18 protein-coding genes and 1 pseudogene are annotated in these 24483 nt (G+C 50.1%); 5 read left to right on the top strand and 14 right to left on the bottom strand.

Features of this window, described 5'->3' with window-relative positions; genetic code table 11:
- Positions 1-16: 16 nt before the first annotated feature.
- From HCU74_RS14550 to HCU74_RS14505, 10 genes are all read right to left on the bottom strand, one after another.
- Positions 17-934: an extracellular medium-chain-length polyhydroxyalkanoate depolymerase gene (locus tag HCU74_RS14550; RefSeq protein WP_168451149.1), complete on the bottom strand. Its 918-nt coding sequence runs from the start codon at positions 932-934 to the stop codon at positions 17-19.
- A 23-nt stretch (positions 935-957) separates the two neighbouring features.
- Positions 958-2493: an AMP-binding protein gene (locus HCU74_RS14545; RefSeq protein WP_168451148.1), complete on the bottom strand. Its 1536-nt coding sequence runs from the start codon at positions 2491-2493 to the stop codon at positions 958-960.
- Positions 2486-3496, bottom strand: a complete 1011-nt coding sequence (locus HCU74_RS14540; protein WP_168451147.1) for an acyl-CoA dehydrogenase family protein — start codon at positions 3494-3496, stop codon at positions 2486-2488. The genes HCU74_RS14545 and HCU74_RS14540 overlap by 8 nt, the downstream gene beginning before the upstream one ends.
- Before the next feature lie 60 nt (positions 3497-3556).
- Positions 3557-4717: an acyl-CoA dehydrogenase family protein gene (locus tag HCU74_RS14535; RefSeq protein ID WP_168451146.1), complete on the bottom strand. Its 1161-nt coding sequence runs from the start codon at positions 4715-4717 to the stop codon at positions 3557-3559.
- Complete coding sequence (locus HCU74_RS14530) at positions 4714-5862, bottom strand: thiolase family protein (protein ID WP_168451145.1); 1149 nt, start codon at positions 5860-5862, stop codon at positions 4714-4716. The genes HCU74_RS14535 and HCU74_RS14530 overlap by 4 nt, the downstream gene beginning before the upstream one ends.
- Positions 5859-6272 (bottom strand): PhlB family protein, encoded by a 414-nt coding sequence (locus tag HCU74_RS14525; protein WP_168451144.1) that lies wholly within the window; start codon positions 6270-6272, stop codon positions 5859-5861. Before HCU74_RS14525 ends, HCU74_RS14530 begins: the two co-directional genes overlap by 4 nt.
- 2 nt (positions 6273-6274) lie before the next feature.
- Entirely contained in the window at positions 6275-7228 is a 954-nt protein-coding gene (locus HCU74_RS14520; RefSeq protein WP_168451143.1) for an alpha/beta fold hydrolase, read from the bottom strand.
- Positions 7229-7244: 16 nt separating this feature from the next.
- Positions 7245-8357 carry an extracellular catalytic domain type 1 short-chain-length polyhydroxyalkanoate depolymerase gene (locus tag HCU74_RS14515; RefSeq protein ID WP_168451142.1) on the bottom strand — a complete coding sequence of 371 codons (1113 nt, stop codon included), beginning with the start codon at positions 8355-8357 and terminating at the stop codon, positions 7245-7247.
- Between the two features lies 1 nt (position 8358).
- Positions 8359-10731, bottom strand: coding sequence for a TonB-dependent receptor (locus HCU74_RS14510; protein WP_168451141.1), 2373 nt, complete (start codon positions 10729-10731; stop codon positions 8359-8361).
- 127 nt (positions 10732-10858) lie between these two features.
- Entirely contained in the window at positions 10859-11515 is a 657-nt protein-coding gene (locus HCU74_RS14505; RefSeq protein ID WP_168451140.1) for a TetR/AcrR family transcriptional regulator, read from the bottom strand.
- 418 nt (positions 11516-11933) lie between these two features.
- Between HCU74_RS14505 and istB the strand changes: the two genes are divergently transcribed.
- Together istB and HCU74_RS14495 are read left to right on the top strand one after the other, a co-directional pair.
- Entirely contained in the window at positions 11934-12524 is a 591-nt protein-coding gene (istB, locus tag HCU74_RS14500; RefSeq protein WP_168451139.1) for an IS21-like element helper ATPase IstB, read from the top strand.
- 88 nt (positions 12525-12612) lie between these two features.
- A pseudogene (locus tag HCU74_RS14495) lies at positions 12613-13050 on the top strand (integrase core domain-containing protein); the annotation flags it as partial.
- Between the two features lie 120 nt (positions 13051-13170).
- On the opposite strand, the gene HCU74_RS14490 reads toward HCU74_RS14495, so the two are convergent.
- From HCU74_RS14490 to HCU74_RS14475, 4 genes are all read right to left on the bottom strand, one after another.
- The gene (locus tag HCU74_RS14490; protein WP_168451138.1) at positions 13171-13710 is read right to left on the bottom strand and encodes a hypothetical protein; all 540 of its coding nucleotides are present in this window, start codon (positions 13708-13710) and stop codon (positions 13171-13173) included.
- Between the two features lie 101 nt (positions 13711-13811).
- Complete coding sequence (locus HCU74_RS14485) at positions 13812-14222, bottom strand: hypothetical protein (RefSeq protein ID WP_168451137.1); 411 nt, start codon at positions 14220-14222, stop codon at positions 13812-13814.
- 12 nt (positions 14223-14234) lie between these two features.
- On the bottom strand, positions 14235-15485 hold the full coding sequence (locus HCU74_RS14480) for a tyrosine-type recombinase/integrase (protein WP_168451136.1): 1251 nt from the start codon (positions 15483-15485) through the stop codon (positions 14235-14237).
- A complete protein-coding gene (locus HCU74_RS14475; protein WP_168451135.1) occupies positions 15478-15714 on the bottom strand; it encodes a hypothetical protein in 237 nt (78 codons plus the stop codon). Before HCU74_RS14475 ends, HCU74_RS14480 begins: the two co-directional genes overlap by 8 nt.
- Positions 15715-15850: 136 nt before the next feature.
- On the opposite strand from HCU74_RS14475, the gene HCU74_RS14470 reads away from it, so the two are divergent.
- The 3 genes from HCU74_RS14470 (at position 15851) to HCU74_RS14460 (ending at position 24329) form a co-directional block, all read left to right on the top strand.
- Positions 15851-16060: a helix-turn-helix domain-containing protein gene (locus HCU74_RS14470; protein WP_168451134.1), complete on the top strand. Its 210-nt coding sequence runs from the start codon at positions 15851-15853 to the stop codon at positions 16058-16060.
- Between the two features lie 192 nt (positions 16061-16252).
- On the top strand, positions 16253-17794 hold the full coding sequence (locus HCU74_RS14465; protein WP_168451133.1) for an SNIPE associated domain-containing protein: 1542 nt from the start codon (positions 16253-16255) through the stop codon (positions 17792-17794).
- 94 nt (positions 17795-17888) lie between these two features.
- Positions 17889-24329 carry a P-loop NTPase family protein gene (locus HCU74_RS14460; protein ID WP_168451132.1) on the top strand — a complete coding sequence of 2147 codons (6441 nt, stop codon included), beginning with the start codon at positions 17889-17891 and terminating at the stop codon, positions 24327-24329.
- Positions 24330-24483 lie beyond the last annotated feature (154 nt).

Genomic DNA, 24483 nt, shown 5'->3' with positions numbered 1-24483 from the left:
GCGAGAGAACTAGCTCCTAGGGCCAGAACTGATCAAACCAGGCCTTCACGCCAAAACTGCCTATTACATCTGAGGTCAGTTCATGATCGTAAACACCCTCCAGCTTTTCCGTCGTGAAACCATCTTCTACCAGCTCGTCATAGTATTCCCGCATCGTCGATATGGGAACGACGGAATCCTGACTGCCATGCCAGAACTTGGTCGGCGGGTGATTGGCGGGCAAGGCATTGGGCACCGTGCACTGCCACCCCGCGCACGTTGCGTAGGACGCCGCAATGACCGCGAGTGACTGCCAGACATCTGCCATCGAACCACTGTTGAAGGTCACCGCCATACGGCTGGTATTGTAGCCGCCACTGGAGAGCCCGTAAGCGTAGCGCTGATCCATGTTGTACAGGGAGCTACTGCCATATTGATTATTTTCGATGTCATCAAAAAAATCGTTGAAGAAATCGTAGTCGCAACTCGCGCTGTAGGGATACACCACGTTGGTATGCCAATACTGCATATAGCCCGAGGTGGCTGGTGGATCGGGAACAAACACCGCGTATTGCTTGCCGCTCGCCATCGGATCGTCCAGCAGCTCGTGAATCATGCGGGTTTCATACACCAGCCCCAGTACTTCATCGGCATCGCGGGCAAACGCGTGAGAGCTGGTGTTATATTGCGTACCGGCGTAGTAAAAGGCGACCGGCCATCCACCCGGCGGTGGCGTCCCCTCGGGAATCTGCCAGCGTACCGCCCGTCCCACCAGATACCCGTTACACCAGTAGTAATGCACTTTGCTATTGTGACTGCAGGCCCAATCACCCTGCCCGTTGTCGGCACAACGGTCAGCTACTGCGATGCCAGGCGCAAACAGATAGACCAGCAGTACAGTCAGAAAAGTCCCTTTAATGGAATGACACTTCATCGTCTTTATTATCTTTTTCATGGTGTATTTCCTCTCGTTAGTGATCAATCGTCAAAGTATTTACGCAGTACCTCCTTTTTTATTTTTCCAGTCGGGGTCATCGGAAATGTCTCCACCAGCACCAGCTTTTCAGGGCATTTTTGGCGAGCCAGCCCCTTGGCCAGCAAATGCTGCGCAATACGGTCCAGCGACACCCTCGCGGGATCGCGTGAGATCGCGCACAGTGCGACACATTCACCCAAACGATGATGAGGGGCCGATACCACCGCACACGCATCAATCAAGTCGAAATCGGCCAGCGCGTCCTCGACCTCGCGCGCACTGATATTTTCGCCGCCGCGGATGATGATGTCCTTGAGCCGGTCGGTGACCAACAGGGCGCCGTCTTTTCGCAGCTCGCCGATATCGCCGGTTTTAAAATAACCGTCTGCGGTAAACGCGCTTGCGGTATGTTCCTCGTCCAGATAACGGTCCATCATGGCCCTGCCGCGCACCAGAATTTCACCCGGATGGCTGTGGCTGTCATCGCCGATTTTCACGTCCCAATTGCAGGGCAAGCCATCGGCATTGAAGTTCTCGACGCGCTTTGCGCCTGAGGGGAAACCGGCGGTGATCAGTGGTGCTTCTGTACTGCCATACACGCGGAAGGTGTCACAAGCGGGTAGCAGAGTATTCGCCCTGTCCATCAAGTCGGCAGACACCGCCGCGCCACCGCAGGCAAATAGTCGCAGGCTACGAAGCGCTTCCAGCCCTTTGGCATCGCAATTCAACAGTTCTTCCAGAAAGGGGGTTGCCGAAACACAGAGCGTGGCGCGGTGTTGCGCGATGGCAGCGCGTGCTCGGTTCGCCTCCCAGCGATCCATAAAAACCGTTTTAGCGCCTGTAAAAAGTGGCAATTCGATGCCGTTGACATATCCGGTGATATGCGTGCAAGGCGAAGGCATAAACATGACATCGCCTGAATGTACTGACCAGGCCGTGCACGTATTGTGCAGCGCTACATACAAGCTGCGCTGGGTGTGTACCACGCCCTTGGGCAAGCCGGTCGAGCCTGAAGTAAACAGATACAGGTGGTCACTATCGAGGTCATTGTCAGCAGGTGGAATGAAAGAGGTGCTATTGAACAAATCGTTGTAGCTTGAGGTGCCCGATGGCGCACTCTCCCCCACCGTAATAATGTGCTTCAACGCTGGAAGCTCGGATCGAATATCGACCATCAGCTGGGCGTGGTGAGTATTGCGATAGATCTCCGGCACTACCATCGCTGTTGAACCACATCGTTTTAGAATGGACGTCAACTCGTGGGATCGATAGATCGGAATAACGGGATTGACAACGACGCCCAACAAACTGGTGGCAATACTCAGTACCACCGCCTCCGGCGAATTGGGGAGCTGGAAACTCAACACATCACCGGCTGACAAGCCTAATTCCTGCAACCCGGCCGCCAGCGCACAAGACTGTCGGTAGGCATCGCCAAAGGTGAGCGATGCGCCCGAGTCAAAGTACCAGGCGACCATCTCCGGGCATGATTCCGCCTTTTTTTTCGCCGCAATGTGCAATGGCTCTGCACTAAACACTGGCCACCTCCGCCAAGATCTCGTCGAGCGTCAGGGCGTCATCGGGCAAACATCGGCAGATGTGTTCAGCCCAGCTCAGTGTCATCGCGGCATCTTTTAGGTAATGCCCCACAATGTATTCCTCTGTGGTGGCAATGGCGCCGTGAATCTGAATGGCCAATTTGCAGGCAGAAAGCACTCTGTTGATCGCTTGCAGGCAAAGGGCTTTGATGGCGGCAAATGTTAATGTGTCATTTTCCATCAAGAGAACAGCATAGTGCGCCGATGAGCGTGCAAACTCGACATCGGCGGCGAGCTCTGCCAACAGATGCTGGACAGCCTGGAACGCGTTGATCGTCTGGCCGAATTGGCGTCGCTCAGCGCTGTAGCGAACCGATAAATCCAGAACAGCCTGCGCCATACCGACACCGCAGCAGGCGTGTGCGATGAGCAGAATCGCTCCCCAACGGCGGCTATCCATCGCTGCGCTAGTATCAGCGCCAAGATCGTGGAGCTCTATGCTCAGGTCGCAATGAGAGGTGGTGTTGTACCAGCGATGGATCTCAGACCGATTGAATTTGCTCGATGCTAACAGAAGTGGGCGCACCGCCTGTCTCACCGGAAGCGGAATAAGCACTTCCTGTGCACTGTCACCGGCGACAACGTATTTTAATTTGGCGTGATAACTTTCTTCATTGCGCAGTCCATTATCAATCGGCCAGGCCACAGCACGTGGCGTTTGCGGTTGGGTCACCAAAGGCGAATGATCCTCCGCCAACAGAGGAAGGCAGATCATTTCATGTAACAATTCGGCACCCACCCGATGATGGCCGTACACCGCCGCCACTGCAGCGAGCTCGCTACCACCCGCGCCAAAGCCTCCGGCGTGTTCCGGCACAAATAGCAGATGAAAGCCTTCATCAATGAGTCGTTGACGACGCTGATGTGTGTCAATTTCCCGTGAAAACAGTGCGGCAAGACTGTGCTTTATCGCCCGCGCCTGCTCAGTAATGTTCAAGTACATGCTTACCTCGTCGTGATACTGGTCTGACCTGTTTCCCTTGTGCTCTGCAAGCGCCTGCCACTAGCGTTGCAGTGACCGCGCAATCAAGGTCTTTTGAATCTGGGAGCTACCGCCGTAGAGGGTGGCAGCGCGATTGTTCAAATAGTGTCGCGAGATCCCTTCCAGCGCGTCGCGTTCAAGCCCGGAATATTCCGCTTGCGAGGTCTGCCCAAATTGCAATCCGCAGCAGTAACGCGCCAGTTCATCAATATCCTGACTCAGCCGAGTGCCTTCGAGTTTGCACAGCGACGCCGACGATTCAGGTGCCGAATCATCCTGCGCCACAACGCGCAGTTCGAGGGATTTCAGTGAAAGTGCTCTTGCCGTCAGGCGGGAAAAACACTGGCGGTAGTGGTGGTCGGCAACGCAGTCTGGCGTTGCATCTACCAGTGCTCGCAATCGCTTGAGCTGGCGATAGGCCGCTAGGTAATAGAGGTAGCCGCCGCGCTCCTCCTTCAGCAGCGCTTTGGTGATCTCCCACCCATCCCCCTCCTTGCCCACAAGGGCAGAAGCCGGAAGTCGCAGGTTGTCAAAGAACACCTGACATTGCTCAACCTCGCCATCAAGACTGACGATGGGCGTGATAGTGATACCGTTCGCGCGGAGATCATCGACAAGAAAGAAGCTGATCCCCGTCTGTCGCGCCGACTCACTCGACGTTCTGGCCAGCAGGAACATACGATTGGCGCGATGCGCGAAGCTTGTCCATATTTTGGTGCCATTGATGACGTAGTCGCCTCCCTCTTTGTGCGCTTTGGTCGACAGCGCAGCAAGGTCAGAGCCCGCGTTGGGTTCCGAGAATCCCTGACACCACACGTCCTCGCCTGACACAATACTCGGCAGAAATCGTGCCTTCTGTTCAGGGCTGCCAAAACGCATCAGTATCGGCCCCAGCATTTGCAAACCAAGGGGAAAAGGCTGGGGGGTATCGGCGCGCGCGCACTCCTGCTGAAACACAATATACTGCTCTGCACTCCATCCCGTGCCGCCGTACTCGACCGGCCAGGCTGGCGCCCCCCACCCTCTGTCGGCCAATATCTTTTGCCACTGTGACGCCGCATCAAAGTCACTAAAAATACTGGCCTGCTGCAAACACGACCGCCGCATGTTCTCGCTCAAATTATTCGCCAGAAAGGTTCTCACTTCGCTGCGAAATTGAACAAGGGAGTTTCTGTTAGTCATCGCGCTCGCTCCAGAATATTGACACCGCTGATTCCCGGCGCCCCGTATACCTGGGTATAACCGAGGCGTGGTTGGCAAGGCACCTGTCGCCTTCCCCCCTGTCCGCGCAATTGCCAGCACACCTCGATCACCTGCCGCAGTCCGCTGGCCCCCACGGGCTCGCCATTGGCGATACAGCCGCCATCGGTGTTAACCGGCAATTTCCCGCCAATCTCGGTATGGCCCTGTTTCAGCCACTCACCCTGTTCGCCGTGTTCGCAAAAGCCGTTTTCTGCAAGATGGATAATCTCAGCGCCAGCTTCTGTGTCCTGCAACTGGGCAACATCAATATCGCCCGGTCCCACCCCTGCCTGCTCAAACGCGGCAACCGATGCGATTTCTGTTGCAGAGCGACCTCGTGCAGTGGGCAGGCTCGGACTAAACACTTCGAATGAGCCGAACTCGCGGCCCCTGACTACCGAGGCGCGCAGCGTTATCGGCGTCGAGTGAAAGTCTTTCGCCAATGACGAGCGGCACAGAATAATTGCTGCCCCCCCTTCAGCGGGGCTGCAGAACATCAGCTTGCGCAAGGGATAGCTGAGCATGTCAGACTGATTGATATCCGCCTCGGTAAAAGTCTGTTGGCGCCAGGCATGAGGCGTTATCGCGCCATTGGCGTAGGCTTTACGACTGACCTGAGCCAGAATGGATGGGTCCAAAGCATGGTCATGCAGGTAGCGATTGATTTTCATGCCGAAGAACTGGGTTGTCAGCATGAGTCCACTTTCGCCATACCAGTCACCAATGCCCCAATCCGAGGGCTTAGCCGCAAAGGCGCCGCGGGGATGTTTATCGAACCCGACCGCCAGAGCGATATCGGCCTCACCCGCGCGAATGGCATTGGCTGCTGCACTAATGGCACTGCCTCCGGTCGCGCAACCATTCCAGATATTGGTGAAATGAATCCCGGTGTGTCCCAACAGATTGGCCAGCGCGTCAGCATTACCCGCATCCTGGCTACCGCCGTAGGCACACTGAATGTCTGTCCATTGCAATCCGGCATCCTCGAGCGCTGCTCGCACGGCTACCGCGCCCTGTTGTAATCCACTCATTGAGCTGCGCCCGAAGGGTGACAGGCCCACGCCCACAATCGCAACGCCGCTCATATCGCAATACTCCGGTAAGCAAAGGTGGTTACAACAGCGCCGTTCTCAGGTAACAAATTCAGAGTCGTCAGTTCATAGAGATCGCCTATCACCGGTTGTCCCGGCTGAAGCAGTCTCGATTCAATCAGCACAGAGGTATTCAAGGGATTGAGATAGCCGACGTAATAAGACTCAAATGGCTTCTTATCACATTCCAGATAAGGCGACTTCGGACAAAAATCCTGACTGGTCCAGGTCCACAATTGCGCGCGACCGACAATGGCCAGAGGCTCTATCTCTTCGGCCATACAGCGCTGACAGCGCTCACTCACCGGAAAGCTGTCGTGGCCACAGGCGCGGCAACGACTGGCGCGCAACACCGGCCCACTATTTGTGATGTCCAGAATTGAATCATCAATGCAAATCGTCACAGTTAAACATCCTCTTTCCGATGTGCGCTATGCCCTTGTGCACAGCGAGTAAAATGCCCGATGAGTTCATCACAGAGTTCGGGCACGATCGCTTCCGGTAAGTCGTGTCCCAATCCGTCAATCATATGCAGCTTCGCCAGTGGTATGGCCTGAGCCGTGCGCTTCCCACATTGGGGTGGTACCAGTGGATCGTCGGTACCGTGAATCACCAGCGTCCGCGCGGTGATCCGCTCGAGATAATGCAGACGACAACCGGTTTGCTGGACCGCCAGAAACTGGTGAAGGCTGCCCGCCGGATGAAAGGAACGCGCCATCTCTGCGCGGAGTTTGGCTTCCAGATCACTATCGCTTAGCGGAAAAGCCGGACTCTGAATCATTCGCTGGGTCTTGATCGCTTCGCGTAAATAGGCCTCGCCGGACTTGCCACGTTGGCGCCCAACCTGACGGGCAAGAGGCTTCGAGGCGACGGGTTCCTCCGCGGCACCGGTGTTCGACATCATCGACGTTAAACTGAGCACTCGGCCCGGTTGGGTGGCGCAGAGTATTTGCGCGATCATTCCGCCCATAGACACCCCGACAATATGAGCCTGATCGATCGCCAGTGCGTCTAACAGCCCAAGGCTATCTGCGGCCATGTCCTCCAGTGAATACGGGGCTGGCGGATACGTGCCTCTCAGAGACGCCCACAACCACTGCCACACACGGGGTGCGTTCCGGGCTTTGGTTGACAAGCCGATATCCCGGTTGTCAAAGCGAATCACTCGGAAGCCCGACGACGCGAGGCGGTAACAAAGGCTATCGGGCCAGGCAATCAGCTGTTTGCCCAATCCCATAATCAGCAACACCGCAGGGTGTTCTGAACTGCCAAAGATCTCGGTTTGAAGCACGATGCCATTGGCCTTTACCGCCCGTCGAATGGGTAAGGCTGGCGCAGGGGACGCAGAAGAATGGTTCATACAAAGGTTCCGTGTATTAGAAAATCGGCGCGCACGTGCGCCCAGGCTGATCATAGGGGCCACCGCGGGACTGGGAGATAAAGAAATTCCACGCCGCTCGATTGATATCGGGGCCAAAGGGGTCGGTGTAAGTGCCCTGCGTATTGCCTTTGGGGTAGTTGTGTCCCAAACCGTGTATGGTCCAATACTCGGCCAGCAGGCACTGCCGGGCATCGATAAACAGCTCAATGCTGAAGGGGTAGTCGCCGCTGGAAAACAGGGTGCCCACCGTACAGGGATAACTGCCGCTGCTCACACAAGGGTTGTATTCACCCGGCAGCGCCGCCTGATCGAAGCCGTAATGCATCTGATGCGCGGGCAGCTGCGATACTGTCTGATTGGCTTCGCCATCATCAATGTAATCGTTAGTGCCCAACCACTGTTGCAACGCTTCACGACTGGTGGCAACGGGCTGAACCACGTCGGCGCTGCCCTGAAACACGATGACGGGCATGCGTCGGGCAAGGTCTCCCATTGCCTCATAGGCGGGTTGCCCGGTGGAGTCGCTGCAGTAGGGGTAGCCACAGCCAGCAACAATGCCACCCGCGGCGTAGAGCTCGGGATAGTTCGCGAGCATGGCGCTGGTCATAATGGCACCGGCAGACAAGCCCATGACAAACACGCGGTCGGGGTCGCTGGCGAGTTCCTCGCGAACACTCTCGGTGATTGCCGCGATGGCACCTACTTCGCCCTGCCCACGCACCACTTCATCGGGCAGAAACCAGTTCCAGCACTTGCCTGCATTGCCATCGACCGCGACATCCTCCCGCGCCGGAGGGGCCGACTCACTATTGGGGTCGCGCTGGTCGGGAAAGACCACAGCAAAACCCAGCTCGTCGGCGAGTTCAGGCCAGCGCGTACCAATGGCAACGTCTTCAGCACTCTGATCGCAACCGTGCAAATAGATCAGCAACGGCGCGCCCTCTGGCAGCGATGAAGGCGTGTACACCAGATAATCCCGACTCGCGACACCGTCCTCGTCCAGGCGATAGGACTGCAGGTCAGCCGCTGGCACAACAACATCACCGCGATTGCTGCCATTACACGCCGAGGTCAGCAAAATGAGCAGGACGAGCGGAATACGGGCCATGTCAGAACGTCCAGTCAAACTGGCCGTAAATCATCCTCGGGGTTTCCGTCAGCTCAATGATCAAGCCGGGAAACAGATCCCCTTGGCGAATGCCGGTCTGCTTGTCGGTCAGATTGTCGCCAATAATGCGAAAGGACCATCCTGCCTCTCGATTGCCAATGCCAATACTTGCCTTGTAACGCTCGAAACCATCCTGCAACTTGCGGGGGTCCAGATCGACATCGAGGTTTTGTTCCGAGTACACCTCTACCGTCGCCGAGGCGGTAAACTCATACGCAGAGTCAAACAATGGCTTGTTGATCAGGGCGGTGAACGTATTATTCCATTTGGGCGCAAAGGGGAATGACTTGCCCGATGCGTTGGAGCAGTCTTCGCGGGTATCGTCCGGGGCACACTCGTTATCGAAGAATTTTTTGTACTCGGTATCATTGAAGCCAATCGTAGTCACCAACGTGAGCCAGTTATTCGCCAGCCAGGTCACATCCGCTTCGACCCCCTGTGATACCGCTTCGGCGGCATTCTTGACCAAGGTCACGCCTATGCCAATATTGGTGCGCTCCGGGTCGCGAGTCAGTACCTGAAAGTCTTCCACGTTCATATGAAACAGGGAGATATTGGCGCGCAGGGTGTTGTCCAGCCAGGTGGTTTTCGCGTTTAAACTCCACTCCGTGGTGTACTCGGGCTTGAACTGCAGCTCATCATCGACACCACGGAAGGCAAAGGCATTAAAGCCCCCGCCTTTCACGGCCTCCGCTCGGTGTAAAAATACACTCACTGAATCCGATGGCTCCCAGTTCAGCGAGATTTTGTGCTGGAACTGGTTGTCTTCCATACTGCGCTGCGCCTCGAAAGGCACCAGTCCCGCTTCAGGTAAAATGATGGCGGGCTGAGACTGATTGTAGAACTGGTGCCAGTTCGCCTCCTTGGTTTCAGCGCCGTTTCTCGCACCGATTTGCAATGACAATCCGGGCATAAATTCCCAGCGCAACTCACCAAAGAACGCCAGTGTTTCAGCACTCTGGTTGAAGGTCTGGGTCACGTCTTCGGTGTAAGCCCCCTCCGGAGTGACTGGAATTAGCGAGTAGAGATCGGCGTAGGGCGTGCTTTCCTCTCCCCCCGACGTTGCCGCCACCAGCCCTAAATACGCAGGCATATCAAAGGCAAATCGGAAAAAGCTGTCATTGATTTCCCGTTTTTGCCAAAACGCCCCGAGGATAAAATCGCTGCTCCCCAGCGAGCGACCAAACAACGAATCGATCCCGAGCAGTCCATTGATCGGCGGCGAGACCACACGAAATTCGGCGCTCGTGGTTGGCGAGGTGTCTCCGCCTTCACCCAGAATCGCTGGCGCGGGCGTAAAGTCTGTATCCAGCGTCAGGTACTGACGCAACTCGGAGTGACCACCGACCAGTACCAGTCCCCAGTCACGCACATCGTAATCCACCTGAAAACTGGTGGTTTCGATTTCCACATCACGGCCATCCGGTGCATCCATCGACGCGACATAGTTGCCTTGTACAAAGTCTGTATTCGGGTCGTAGGTGCGCAAAAATGCTTTGGTGTCGTCGTTTGCGCCGGTCAATTCAGCACCTGTGCCGTAATCACTGAGCTCGACCCGCTCATGAGTGATTTTGGCATAGCTCCCCGCGCCCAATGCATCAGGCGCTTCGAGCTTGATGCGATAGCCACTGCGATCGTGTCCGCGAAATACCCGCTCCGATTCAGGGTCAATTGGCGCCGTGGTATTTTTAGTAAAGCCGTCGCGCACATCATCAAAGGCCGCCATTCTGAACAGCAGTTTGTCCTTCAATAGTGGCCCGGTGATGTGCGCCTCATAGCGCTCTCGCTGATAGTTGCCCTGCTGGGTGGAAAAGCCAAAACCCCATTCATTCTGCGCATCCGCCGTCAGCATATGCACCACACCGGCCGTTGTATTTTTGCCAAACGTGGTCCCCTGTGGCCCACGCAAGACCTCAATCCGTTTCAGGTCGTAGGTGGCCGCCATAAAGTAGGGAATGCGGGTATAGGGCACGCCATCAATCGCCAGCCCCAGCGGCGGCTCAAAGGCCTTGTTATTGTTGTTGAAGGTAAATCCACGAGCCCTGGGCGCCGCAAAGAAGCCCGCCTGTTCGACTTTTACATTGGGTACAAACAACAAGGCTTCGCGAAGGTCGGTGATACCCTGTTCTTTCATGAAATTCGCATCCATCACCGACATGGAAATCGGTACATCCTGGATGGCTTCATCGCGTTTTTGCGCAGATACAATGACTTCTTCTATTACACGACTGCGCGTTTTTTCCTGCGCCCCGACAAACGGACTCGCCGCAATGGCAATTCCCAGGCCCACAAGTTGTATACATTTTTTCGTCATGGCTAGTTCCTGCGTATTATCATTATGATCATTTAGGCGTTTTTCAGGACGAGCGAACCCGTATGCCCGTGGCGATACGTCTCGCCGTGACGGGTCACTCGTCAGTGCTATGGCAAATCAGTTGAAGCTAGTCAGCGCCAAGTATTCGCAACGCAAAGTCTGCGTAGGCATTCTGAACATCCTCGATAGAATAGGGTTGCTCCTTGCTATACCAATGCGGCAGGCGCAAACCCATCGCACCAATTGCCGCCGCGGCAAGCATGACCTCATGGCCAATGGAAAAGATACCCTCCGCGACGCCCCGGTGCAGGTTCCCGGTCATCAGCTCAATACTCTGATCTCGCAATACCAGTACTTCGGTGATCTTGGACGTAGGCAATGAGTGCAAATCGAGACTGATGGTGGCCGCCAGCATCGGATACGTCGCGTGAAACAACGCGTGGGCTTTCACCCATTCAACGACCTTATCGCGGGTAGTCGCCCCACCACGCACAGCATCCCTCACCAGGCGGTGGTGCTCCCGGTAACCAATATGGACCAGCGTGACCAGCATCTCCTCTTTGGATTTGTAATGCGCATACAGGGTCGCGGGTTTGAGCCCGGCGGCACTGGCAATATCGCGAATCGAGGTAGCGGCGTAGTTATTCTGCGCAAACAGGCCGAGAGCGGCCTCGAGAATGGCCCGCTTCGACCCCTCCAGCTGCACATCATCAGGCAGCTGAATCGGATTACTGGCCAGTCGCAATTCGACCACATTGCTGGCCGACTGAGGTGTATCGATCACTTTGTTATCTCCGAACGATTGATCGGTTGGGGTAACTATCCGGCATTCTACTCACTTTGTCAACGAACGATTGATCGGTCGGGGTGAATTTGTGTTTGACGGATTATTGTCGAAACATACATATACATCTATGCGGCCGCAGGATATACATAGCGCACAACCGTGTTATCGGAGTAGGTCGGGCTAGCGAAGCGCATCCCGACGCGAAGGGCTAGCCCGGATATTTCATGAACACCCAGCTTGGGGTTCAGGCGCTGGAATATAACGATACTACATAGCAGCACCCCTCTGATTTGGTTGTTTTATGATCTATTTTGCGTCTTGAGGACATAGCTCCCCCTTACCCCCATTGTTTGTCAGCATGCCGGGGACAGCATTCAAGGGTATTCAGGAGGTATTGAGTGCGCAGGCAACCTGAGTGAATAGCGCTCGGTGGGGGTTGCTGAAACAGGCAAAATTGCGTCTGAACGCTCAGGCGGCGGACATCGACTACCGCGCCCGTCGCGGCCTGCATAAAGATACCCTGGCGCAACTCCTGCAGCTGGACTGGATCCGGCATCATCGTAACCTGTTGATAGAAGGTGCCACCGGCACGGGCAAAACCTTCCTGGCTTGCGCTCTGGGTCAAAGCGCCTGCGAGCAGGGGATCTCGGTACGCTACTTCCGTGCCAGCCGCCTGTTTGAAATGCTGACCATCGCTCATGGTGACGGCAGCTTTGGAAAGCTGCTCGCGCAGCTGGCCAAGACAGAGTTATTAATTATCGATGACTGGGGGCTGGACGTGCTCACCCAGCAACAGCGCAATGACATGCTGGAAATCATGGAGGATCGCCACGGTCGTGGCGCGACATTGATCACCAGTCAGCTGCCTACCCCCCACTGGCACGAAGCCATTGGCGATCCGACTCTGGCTGACGCGATTCTTGACCGATTGCTACACAATGCCCACAAGCTGCAGATACAGGGCGAATCCATGCGTAAAAAACAGGCTGAGGTTGACCTGCCGTGAACACTTTAGGTTAAATGACCACGCCTGCAGGAGGGCCGTGGAAAAGTGTTCACGCTTCGCAAAATTCGATGTTCATAGTTAGAAAAATACGCAGAAGACACCGATAACGGCTGCCGACGCCCTCAACGACCGAGTGCTACCGTTCTTCGAGCAGCAAGAGCTGCCGATGCTACGGATATTGACGGATCGCGGAACGGAGTATTGTGGTCGCGTCGATCAGCATGATTATCAGCTGTATTTGGCGATCAACGACATTGATCATACGAAGACGAAAGCCATGCAACCACAAACCAATGGGATTTGCGAGCGCTTCCACAAAACCATTCTGCAAGAGTTCTACCAGATCACCTTCCGCAAGAAACTGTATGCCGATATTAACGAGCTACAAAAAGATCTGGACGAATGGATTAAATATTACAACAATGAGCGAACTCATCAGGGCAAGATGTGTTGCGGCAGAACGCCAATGGCAACTTTACTTGATGGTAAAACGATCTGGGCTGAGAAGAATTTAGCTCAGATCTAAACTGGCAGACACCGGTAAAAAACGGGTAACTGTCAGATCAAGTCTGAGCTACTACATTTACAGGCTCGTAAAATTTCTACACACATGAATTATTGTTACTCATTTTGATTTCTAATAATGTCAACTGGCGTCCTTGAACTTTTGCATCAGGCGCTGTGCTAATGGCAGTGTAAGTTCGCTAGGGAAGTACGTGTAGATCTGTGTTTGTATGGAGGTCCATGCTGCAATCCTTTCAATTGCATTGCCTTGGCCATCCAGTGGCAAATCGACCAGCGCGTCTAAATAGTCTCTCGATCCTTGCCCCAAAACCAGAAGGTAGATCCCGCGAGCAATACAGCGTATCTCACGGTCAGTAAGTGCTTTTGCTGGCATAAAGCTTGGCTGTAGTGGTAGTTCGGTTATTACGCCAATGGCCACTTCTAGTCGTATGTCATCGAGATGTTGAGTCAGTACCTCGGACGCGTATTCCATTAGCATGTCCCTGCGCCCGACTTCGACGTGGGCGAAGCGAGACATTAGCCATGATTGTACGGCTTGTTCATTATTTGATTCGCGGCCAGTACCAAGAATTGCAACTAAATCATCGTTGTAACAGGTCGAAAGACGGCTGTTGATTACTTTTGCTAGTGAGCGGGCAGTCTCTTTGGTTAATGTGTTCATAGTGTCTCCTGTTGGCATATAGCGCCATCATCTTTGTTCCGTATAAATTGGTGTTGTCGTTAATCGATATTCAATTTGGAGCAGGGCATTGCCAATCTGGTTTACCAGCCGCCCCCAAGCGATTTGTGTTCTAGGTATTTGCGGACCTTCAGCGATTCGCCGTCCTGAATTGCTTGCCACGTTGTTCGGCCGTCGTAGTTCTTATTGTTTGTGTGTATATACTTACTTGGCTCGTTCCTGGGGAATAGCACCAGCAGTAGCTGATGGATAACGAGGAGGCTACTTAATGCTTCATCAGCGATATTAACCAGAAATGCTTCTATGTCTTCCTGAGGCACTTCCCATATGTTCAGTATGCGTTCCGCGAGGATAAGTGCGGCACTGCGTAGTAGCCCTAGTACAGCGTCATCGGGATTATCTGCAAGATGTTCCGGTACCTTGATGTTGAGTAAGCGCATATCGCCTAGGGTGAGCAAAGCGATAAAATTGGTATCGTTTGTTTCATTGGTCATGAATATTTCCCCTTATTCCGTGCTGTGTTGTTGGGCGGCGTGCCGTTCATCCTGTACGCCAAGCATTTGCTCAAATGCGGAACCATCTTGTCTGGTCAGGTTGGGTATATACCGTGAGTACACCTTGAAGAGCATTTCGGTGCTGGCGTGGCCGAGAAACCTTGCTACCCACTCCGGATTTTCACCGGAAGCCAGTAATAGCGTTGCTGCGGTATGGCGGGTTTGATAAGGCCGTCGCATCTTCAGGCCTAGATGGCGGAGTAGGGGGTACCAGACACGCTTAGTAATATTGTTGTGGTCCAGGGGCTTGCCTTCGGTGTTGCAGAATACATAAGGACTGAGCTTGCCGGTTGCTTGATATTGAGCCTCTAGTGCAGCTTTAACTGGCCCTAGCATGGGAATATCCCGCTGGCTGCCGTCAGTTTTGGTGTATTCGGTCTTGCCTTGAACTAATGTTTCTCTGATAGCGATTAGTCCGCGCTTAAAATCGACGAACTCCCAGCGAAGCCCATCGATTTCGCCGGTACGCATGCCCGAGTAAAAGCGCACTGCATAATAATTGCGGTAATCTTCGCGTACCGATTCGATGATGCGGTTAACCTCGATTAAGGAAAACGGCTCAACGTGACTGCGCTGGAGTTTGAGTGGCTTGATGTTCTTATAGGGGTTCTCAAAGGAATAGCGATCTGAGGCCTCTTCCAAAATGGCCTTCAATAGCGCCATATGAGTATTGATGGTCTTGGCTGCAATCTGCTCTTTACCGCCACGACCTGGCTTCGATGCCAGTTTAGAACGGAATTCGAGAATCTCGGCTTTGGTGATATCGGATAACACGCGTTTGCCGAAAAACTTGATCAGTGAATTTGAAAGCACCGATTCAATGTTGCGGGCATGGGATGCACGCCATTCTATTTTCTTTTCGGTTTGCCATTGGCGTGCGAAGATTTCAAATAGCGGTGCCCTTGTTGAGATCCTCGCGGGGATGTTGCTGTTTTGTACACGTACAAGCTGTGTTTGACTTGTATTGGCGTGGTTAGGATTTACCTCCAGGAATTTCTGAATGTTTTTGCTACCAGGGAAAAACTCAGCATAGTTGAACTCCCCAAGCTTTATTCGGGCTTCTACTTTGTCGAGAAGTGCTTGCACCTTCTTGCGGTTTTGCTGGTTGTCGGGAAGTGCGGTTTGTTCTCTGAAACGAACTCCGTGAAAGTGGAAGTCCAGCAGTAATTTCCCGTTTTCCTTTCGAGCCCTAATATTACCCATGACACACTGCTCCGTTAGCCATAGGGATATCCATTTCACCTGTCTGGCGTCCGCTAAGCATCTCTTCTTCAACTGCTTCCCACAGGTATAGGATTTTGCGTCGACCGAAAGGCTTGATGTAATGCTTGCCCTCGAGCAACACGCTGTCGTTGAGTTGTTGGCGAATGGTGCGCACGTCATATTTGATGCGCTCAGAAAGTTCTTCTGTCGTTAAATAGGTGTGTGCCATAATTGCGTTCTCCAGTAAGTCATGCCGATCTTTAATGCGGTATTTTTGATCTCCTAAAGATCATAATAGCACTAAAATGACCTATTGCAACATTTTTTGACCTCTTGGGGATCATTTTTTATTTTTGGAGAGTATTGTGATCAAGTGCCACCTTTCGAGAATACTTGGAGAGAAGAGGCTGAAGATTGCCGACGTCGCGCGAGATACAGAAATAAATAGGGGGACTATTACGCGTCTTTACCATGAAACAGCAGTGCGTGTTGATTTTGAAGCCCTGGAAAAATTGTGCCGTTATCTGGATTGTGAGATCGGCGAAATGCTGACGCTCGAAGACGACAGTTATTAATTTGGTTTATGTGTAGGCAAGCTAAGAGGCATAACGAGATTTACAAAGCTTGGGGCTGCAGACAACGTTAGCGATATGAGCGCTCGTGGAGTAAAGTGGGGAAAATTGACCTAATGATCCGATGCATTAGGCCATGCTGAGCAGGCACATAATAACGATTTAAAGCCGCCATCTAATACAAGGAAGTTACCCATGGATACAGGGACAATATCACCGCTGCTAATACTCTTGCTCGTTATAGCACCTATAGCTCTCGCAATTGTATTTTACAAAAAGACAAAGAGGCTAAAAAGTGCCATTGAGGATGAAAGGCGCTCTGTAGCTGAGCTACAGCTCAAGTATTCGGCTTTGGAACAGAAATATGCGCCTATTATATCCATTGACAATTATGTGGCCAAAGTTAGAACAGAAGCTGAGGAAATTGAACAGACTACGCTAGCTATTCGTGAGAAAGCTGAGCATGCAGCGTCTACCATCGCAACACATGCGAGCAAAGAAAAGCGCGAACTTTTGGATGCTGCGAGAAAGCAGGCCTCTGAAATTGAGCAAGCGGCTCAAATCGAGCACGACAGCCTGCTTGCTTATGCGCGAGAGCAGGCTAAGAAAATTGCTGGGGACGCGCTGGACGCTAAGCAGAACGCGGACAAATTCTCTGCTGTAGTAACCGCGATGAGAAACGCGATTGAGGGATATCGCGACGATTATATTATTCCCAATCACTCTGTTCTGGATGAATTGGCAGCAGAGTATAGCCACAAGGATGCAGGCCAACAGTTGAAAACTGTGCGGGAACGCATTCGCAAATTAGTAAAAGATGGGCGCGCAGCTGACTGTGACTATAAAGAAGCGAACCGAAGGGAGACCGCCATCCATTTTGTGATTGATGCCTTTAACGGTAAGGCAGATTCAGTTTTAGCCAAAGTAAAATACAATAACTACGGAAAGCTAAGGCAAGAAATCATTGATGCTTTTGCGCAAGTCAATTTCCATGGCCAACCATTCAGAAGTGCGCGTATCGAGCAAGCATATTTAGACACTCGCCTCGAAGAGCTGAAATGGGCCGTTACTGTCCGAGAGCTTCAGCTAAAGGAAAAAGAAGAACAACGCGAAATTCGTGAGCAAATGCGAGAAGAGGAGCGTGTCCGGAAAGAGATTGAAAAGGCGATGAAAGAAGCTCAGAAGGAAGAGCGTTCACTTCAAGATGCAATGCAGAAGGCTAGAGTTGAGTTGGCGCAAGCCGGCGAAGATCAACGAGCTCAATTTGAGGCACAAATTATCGACTTGGAAGGCAAGCTAAAAGCGGCCGAAGAAAAGGAACAGCGAGCCATGTCGATGGCCCAGCAAACCCGCCGAGGGCATGTTTACGTTATCAGCAATATCGGTAGTTTCGGTGAGCACACATATAAAGTCGGCATGACTAGAAGGCTTGAGCCGCTCGATAGGGTAAAAGAACTCGGTGATGCATCTGTACCATTCTCATTTGATGTACATGCCATCATCAGTGCCGAAGATGCGCCCGCCCTCGAAGCTGAACTTCACAGGCAGTTTGATCACGCACGAGTAAATAGGGTGAACTACCGCAAAGAATTCTTCAAGACCACTCTCGCCGAGATTCGACAAATCGTTGAGCGAGAAGTCGGTTCTGATGTTCATTGGACCATGCGGGCAGAAGCCGAGGAATACCGTGAAACGCTCAGTATTCAGAACGCGCAAGAGGCGAAGAAGACTGCCTGAGAGTGACGGGCATGAGCATTACAAGTCTTAAGTACAGGGCAGAAATCGACCGAAATGAGTCATTAAATATTAACCTTAAATCGATTATTAAGACATGAAAGCAGAATATCTCGGTGCCAGAGGCTCTAATTCAGGTGATGATTTTCATGAGTGGTGGGCTCTTCGTTTGGCATTACAATTGCTGGATCAAAATACATCTTTAGCTGCTGTAACAGTTGAAGGTGTAAACCTTGATGATGAAAATTCGCAAGAATTATCAGAGTGGGATTCCGTTGATTGCGCATTATTCTATGGTGGCCATACGGTAGAGCGAGCTGAAAAAATTGTCATTGAACAATTAAAGTATTCCTCGTCAACGCCTGAAAAGAATTGGACAGTTTCAGAGTTAACAAACTCCAAGTCGAAGTCTTCAAATAATAGCATCATCAGAGGGCTTGCTGATTCATTTAATGCCATATTGAAAACTAGGCCGGATTTGATCAGCACTAGTGCGCTAACAATCAGGCTAGTCAGTAATCGCCCCATTGGTGCGGACCTTCAGAGATCACTTTCCGATGCATGCAACAATAAACATGAAACGCTGAGGGTCGCTAGTGGCCTCAATAAAAGAAACTTCAAAAAATTTATTTCACTCTTCGACTTTTCTGAGTGTGGTACGGGGTCTCGCTTTGAGCAAGAAGAGAATGCGATCAATGAAATTCTAAATCTAACACATAGTGCTGATCGAGGCTTTGTGCTGGATTTGAAAGACCAAATTCACAAGTTGATGCTGCCGGAGGCTACGGGAAGTTATATCACGAGAGAAACAGTGCTGACATGGATGAATGTGTCAGACCCTCTTGCTCTGTTCCCATGTCCTCCAAGACTCAAGCTAGTAGAAAACTCGGTTAGTAGAAGCGCTGCTACTGCGTTACAAACTGCCATGATTAAGGGCGACCAGTTTATCTGCCTACATGGAGAAGGTGGTAGTGGTAAGACGACCGTACTAAAACAGGTTGAAAGCCTATTGCCCGATGGCTCAGTTATGATCACCTATGACTGTTATGGCGCGGGTACTTATATGGACAGTGAAGCCTATCGACATAGAGACAAAGATGCCTACTTGCAAATAATCAATGAAACCTCGGCGCAGTTAAGATTGCCGCTGCTGATTAGTCCGGATTCTTCCATTGATTTTCTCAAAGCCTTTTCTTTACGAGTTGACAGTGCAAGTGAGGTTTTAAAGGCTCAAGCGGGCGATGCATTGTTGGTCGTTGTTATTGATGCAGCGGATAATACTGTAACGGGGGCAAAACAGTGTAAACCAGAAGAAACTAGTTTTGTTCATGAGCTGATTAAGATTGGTAATCTGCCGAGTAATGTTAGGCTGATGATCTCTGCAAGAACTGGACGCTTAGAATCTTTATCTATTCCTGATAAATACAAATCGGTAGAAATTTCTAATTTCTCACTTGAAGAGACTGCGCTCAATGTGTCTCGCCAATACCCCAATGCAACGGAGGCGTGGATAGAGGATTTCCACAATTTATCTAACCAAAATCCACGGGTGCAAAGTTACGCATTTGAATATGCAGGTTCTGATCCGGGGAAAGCCATCGATTTTTTAAGACCAAATGGCAAGGGGTTAGATCAAATCTTTGAAGCCCGCTTTGAAGAGGCAATTTTGAAAGAAGGTGATTTTGATGCATTGTCTCTTGTCTGTTCGTCATTAATTGCATTGCCTGCACCAGTTCCAAAGCAACATTTGGCTAGTGTTGTAGGAATATCAATAGAGAGGATTAATGATATTGTCTCTGACCTTCCGGGAATGCGTGTTCTTGAAGACAAAGTTGGGTTTCTTGATGAGGATGTTGAATTCTTTGTCCGAAAAAAGGCTGAACCGAAGCTGCTAGAGGCTTATCAGCGTTCAGCAGCCCATTTCTGCGCTCATCACGAGAACGATGAATATTCGGCAATGCATTTGGCTTCAGCACTATTTTCAGCAGGACAAGGCCAGAAAATCATAGAAATCATTCAGGAAAGTGAAGCACCACTAGCCATAAAAGATCAAATAATTCGTCGAGAAGTCCAGCGTCAACGGTTACAACTTGCAATGAAAGTATGCCGTGCGGCAGGTGAGCCAGCAGATGCGATATTTACCTTGTTGGTTGGTGCAGAAGCCATAAAAACGGATGATGCCGTGGACAAGATTATTGCTGAGAATCCAGACTTATCTATTCATTTTGCATCCGATACCGTAGGTCGAAACATACTTTATTCGTCAAAGACGTATGAAAGTCATGGCAGATTCTTGTCTCATATAGTTGCTCGTGATGCCGCCGACAAAGACTTTATTGCTGCTCGCGAAAAGAAACGTATTCTTCGCGAATGGATGAATCGACGAAGTGAGGACATTGAGCGGAAAAAATCTGAGAAAAGCGAGCATTGGCATCAACATACTGAGCCTTGGCCAATAGAGCTTGATGATATTGCTGCTATTGCTCATTCAGTCTTGGATATGGAGGGTTATAAGGCTGCATATGACTTTATTTGTAGTTGGAAGCCGAGAAGTATTCATTACAAGATCGCACTCTTACTCGTGGGTCGTCTATTGTCATCAGGGAAGGCAGCTACTATTCAAGAATTTTTAAGTAGTGGCTGTATCCCCGAGCCTTGGTCATCATTATTCGGCATACATTTAGCACTTGCCGGTAATGATATTAACTGTGCCGCTCTTGAGAAGTCACTGTGTAACAAGAGGATACTGAAGTACTGCGATCTGAAGGAGTTGGAACGGCACACTTCAGGAGACGCAGGCGAGTTCAACTACCCAGAAATGCTACTTAGTGGCTGTGAAATTCTGGCAGCCAACGGAGTGGATTTGTCCACTGTTGAGCCAATCCTTGAATATCTATGCCCAGATAAATGGCGTTTAGTTAATAACATCTACATACATGACATTCTTAAAAACGATATTGCTTTTAGAGCTTACTCTTTGTTGATGCGTCATCGTGGTCTCGACGTCACAATAGAATTATATTGGATTGATTCAGCTATACATGAAAATCTTGAAGAGGCTGAAAAAAACAGGAAGAAGCAAAAATTATCGGAAAAACACAAGGAAATAAAAGAAAGCCTGTCTAATTTAATGACAGTCTATGCTGTCCGTGCAGACATATTGCTATCCAATATATTGCCTAAAGATGCTGGGGATAAAGTTAATTCTGCACTAAGGTCTTTATTTGCAAATTCTTGGAGAATGCCTAGAGAGCATTATTTTGAATCTATATGTAGTCGGCTTTCCTTATCTGTAGCAAGTCTATCAGTAATGCCAGATGTTGATATGAATACAATATTAACCTTGTCTAAGGCATGTTTTAAAGAGTGGCCATCTGTATATTCTTCCGGCCAACGCAAAGTTATTTCAAATCTAATAAAAATACCTGAGTTAAGATTATTGGTTGCTAAAGACATTTACGACCGATCAGTTGAAGTAAAGGCTCTAAAAGCAGCAGCTAGTGAAAAAATCAGTATTCTTCTGGATTTGTCCAGAATATTGCTCTTTGTGGACAAGGATGAAGCTAGGGAGGTATTCAAAATTGCAGTTAATATCGCTAATGACGTTGATGTCGATGCTATGCGTGATGTAACTCTATTTTCAACGTTATCCAAAAACGCCAAAAAGCACTTTTCGACAGGAGTTTCGCAACAAACAGCTAATCAGATGGCGGCGATAATAACGGAATACGGTACTCTTCTTGAGGGATATGATCATTTCCCTTGGGGGGATGCGATTTCTGCTGTTGCTATATTGGATATGGCTAAAGCCATCAGTCTGATCGGGTATTGGGAAGATTTCGATTTGGTTTCAGCCAATGAAACCCTACCAGCATTGATGTCAACGGGTTTATCAGAGGGAACTATAAGCTCTGCACAGGCAGCATCTCTACTTAATTTTTGTGATGATCTGAGTGGTGAGTTTCTTACCAAGCTGGTATCGGCTGTAAACTCTCAAAATTCCAGGCAGCTAATAGAAGAAGTCGCTAGAGCCGAGCTGTTACGGTTCAGCAAGAATGGTAGCTCCAAAGTATGTCAAACGCTAAATGAGCTAATCCCGTATGACGATGATAGTGGATATTGGCATTCGGCACTAAATCAACTAATTCAGTTTAAGGTACAAAACAGAGAAACTATTAAGGTTGATGTTGATAGCGATAAGCTCGACTCTAAAGCTAGGGAGATAACAGAAAAGGAGTTTCTTGACCGTGTAAATCTTGCGGAAATCTCCTTTGAATCACCTACTGATTTTGTAGATTTGATAAAAGCTAAAAAGAAGGAGGCTAGAGGTAAGAAGCTTTATATTGGGACCGATGACTTCTTGATGTCAGCCAGCAGTCGTTTGGAATCAAAAGATCGTATTAATTTTCTGAATCTTCTAGCTGATGATCGAGTAATTGATGATGTTGGCTATACATGGGCTAAAACATTAACTGACTGTATTAACCTCTGGGTAGGATCATCCCATGCTATATCTTCCTGGAGGGAGGAAAACCTACCAATTTTGATTGCTAATCACTTGGGCGAATTTTCTTACAATGAAAGTTATGGCTACGACAAGGGGATGCTAAAAGGCGTAATTCATAGCCTTCATTTGAATAAAGAAGAGACGGTTAGTTTGCTGCTAGATGGTCTGGAACGAAATGCCGAATTTTTGCCATTAACCAAGCTATATTCGGTGATCAGACTGCTGGCTGATTATTGCAGCGATGAACAAATTGCAGATGTCACTACTCGGTATATTCATCGGTTGAGCACACGCTTAAAAATCCCAACAAAAGTAATTGATTCTGAACGCTCAGCTGAGTCAGCGTTAGCATGTCAACTCTATTCATTTCTAGGTGATGTAGATACTAGGGTGAGATGGAGAGCGGCGCATAGTATTAGAGCATCTGCCAGAATGGGTGATTTTAATACAATAGTCGCGTTGACCGTTCTATATGACCGTAAATCTATGCCAGGCTATCGTGAAGATAACGTGCCTTTTTATTGGTTGTCAGCACGTCTTTGGCTCATCGTTACATTTGATCGAATTGCATCCGAGGAGCCAGAGGCGATTGTATCTTTGGCGCGTTGGCTGTTGAGTATTGCTACTGATCAAGAGTTTCCGCACGTATTAATGCGCCATTTTGCTAAATCTTGTTTGATCAAGCTGATTTCAGGCGGTTTCTTGGATTTCGATGAATATGAAATTGCTGCGGTACGCAGTATTAATACCTCAGACTTAGTTACCGAAAAACCTAAGCGTAGAGTTTCCCGTGGAGGGTTTCATGAGGAGGATAAAGAGAGACGGTTTCGTTTTGATTCGCTAGATACTCTAAGTTATGTATATCCAGGGGCGATAAGGTGTTTCTCTGATGTAGACCAAGAGATGTTTCTTGACGAGGCTGAAGCTTGGATCATTGATCGATGGAAAAGCGGTTCAGATTTGTCAGCATGGGAAAACGAACCAAGGAAATATAAATTCGAACGGGCTAACTATAATCTTTACAGTCATAGTCACGGTTCTATGCCGACGATTGAACGGCATCGGTATTATCTGGAGTGGCATGCTATGTGGTGTAGCATTGGCTCTCTAATGGTTGAAAATTCGCTGGCTGAAGCTGAATATGATGATGACGATTACGGAACGTTAGATGGTTTTTTAAGGCAAGAGGGGTTAACTCAGCCGCCACACTGGTCGAGTGATCTTCGATGCCCGACTCCGCTGGAAAGCCGCTTTCACAAACCTCCTTCTGTTGAGGTAGAGAGCTGGATAGCTGAAATCAACGCTTATGATTTTGAGTTGGAGATCGGCTTATCCTCTGGTGATAAAAGTCTAACTGTTGATTCGTATCACAGTATACGAACCAGTAAGCACCGTTCTACCGTGAGAATATCATCTTCTCTAGTTAACCCTGATACAGGCCTGTCCTTGGTTCGGGCTCTTCAAACATCTGATGACTCGCATGATTATCGCCTGCCACCCGCGGGTAATAAGTTTGAGATAGACGATGACCCCTATCTATTGCGTGGCTGGATCAGTGAACATTCTGGTGATTCACGATTGGATGAGAAAGATACGTTTAATCATGGTGTTCGTATGATTGAAAGTATGCCCTCTGAAGAGGTCGTTAAGATACTAGGATTGCACCGCACCAATAGTTATCCGGTTAGCTGGGTTGATTCCAATGGAGAGAATGCGTTTGCTTATGAAGCATGGGGTGACGTTAGAGACGATTCCAGACAAAGGGAATACATATATGAAGAAGATGTTATTTCCGATGGGCATCGCCTGAAAATATCATCATATTACCTTAAGAAATACCTAAATGAAGTTGAATTAGATTTGATTATTGAAGTCGAAATAACACGAAGAGCAAGTAAAGATGGAATTACAAAATATAACGAAGACTCCGAAAAAGAAGCGCGGTACGCAAGACTCTATCTTTTCAGAAGAACTGGAGAAATCTTTACCACTGAAGGATGTGTTGGTACTTGGTCACCATCTGGCGGCTGAGCTGGGTTTTTCAGATAGCTGTGACACTCTCGGAAAATGGATGTCCCACCACTTGGCAGAAGTGATGGATCGAGCTGAACGGGAGAGTAACCCTGAAAAGAAAGAAGAGTACCAGAAGCAAGCTGTCGAATTAATACTGAAAGTATGGAAACAC

The organism is Spongiibacter thalassae (genome assembly GCF_012272835.1).
Classification (GTDB): Bacteria; Pseudomonadota; Gammaproteobacteria; order Pseudomonadales; family Spongiibacteraceae; genus Spongiibacter; species Spongiibacter thalassae.
The sequence above is the reverse complement of the archived record's forward strand: the minus strand, read 5'-3'. Positions and strand labels throughout refer to the sequence as shown.

Bases quoted from the DNA above. Each gene is read 5' to 3' on its own strand.
- HCU74_RS14550 (WP_168451149.1), bottom strand. From the start codon at position 934: ATGAAAAAGATAATAAAGACGATGAAGTGTCATTCCATTAAAGGGACT.
- HCU74_RS14540 (WP_168451147.1), bottom strand. From the start codon at position 3,496: ATGTACTTGAACATTACTGAGCAGGCGCGGGCGATAAAGCACAGTCTT.
- HCU74_RS14535 (WP_168451146.1), bottom strand. From the start codon at position 4,717: ATGACTAACAGAAACTCCCTTGTTCAATTTCGCAGCGAAGTGAGAACC.
- HCU74_RS14530 (WP_168451145.1), bottom strand. From the start codon at position 5,862: ATGAGCGGCGTTGCGATTGTGGGCGTGGGCCTGTCACCCTTCGGGCGC.
- HCU74_RS14520 (WP_168451143.1), bottom strand. From the start codon at position 7,228: ATGAACCATTCTTCTGCGTCCCCTGCGCCAGCCTTACCCATTCGACGG.
- HCU74_RS14515 (WP_168451142.1), bottom strand. From the start codon at position 8,357: ATGGCCCGTATTCCGCTCGTCCTGCTCATTTTGCTGACCTCGGCGTGT.
- HCU74_RS14510 (WP_168451141.1), bottom strand. From the start codon at position 10,731: ATGACGAAAAAATGTATACAACTTGTGGGCCTGGGAATTGCCATTGCG.
- HCU74_RS14490 (WP_168451138.1), bottom strand. From the start codon at position 13,710: ATGAACACATTAACCAAAGAGACTGCCCGCTCACTAGCAAAAGTAATC.
- HCU74_RS14485 (WP_168451137.1), bottom strand. From the start codon at position 14,222: ATGACCAATGAAACAAACGATACCAATTTTATCGCTTTGCTCACCCTA.
- HCU74_RS14480 (WP_168451136.1), bottom strand. From the start codon at position 15,485: ATGGGTAATATTAGGGCTCGAAAGGAAAACGGGAAATTACTGCTGGAC.
- HCU74_RS14475 (WP_168451135.1), bottom strand. From the start codon at position 15,714: ATGGCACACACCTATTTAACGACAGAAGAACTTTCTGAGCGCATCAAA.
- HCU74_RS14465 (WP_168451133.1), top strand. From the start codon at position 16,253: ATGGATACAGGGACAATATCACCGCTGCTAATACTCTTGCTCGTTATA.
- HCU74_RS14460 (WP_168451132.1), top strand. From the start codon at position 17,889: ATGAAAGCAGAATATCTCGGTGCCAGAGGCTCTAATTCAGGTGATGAT.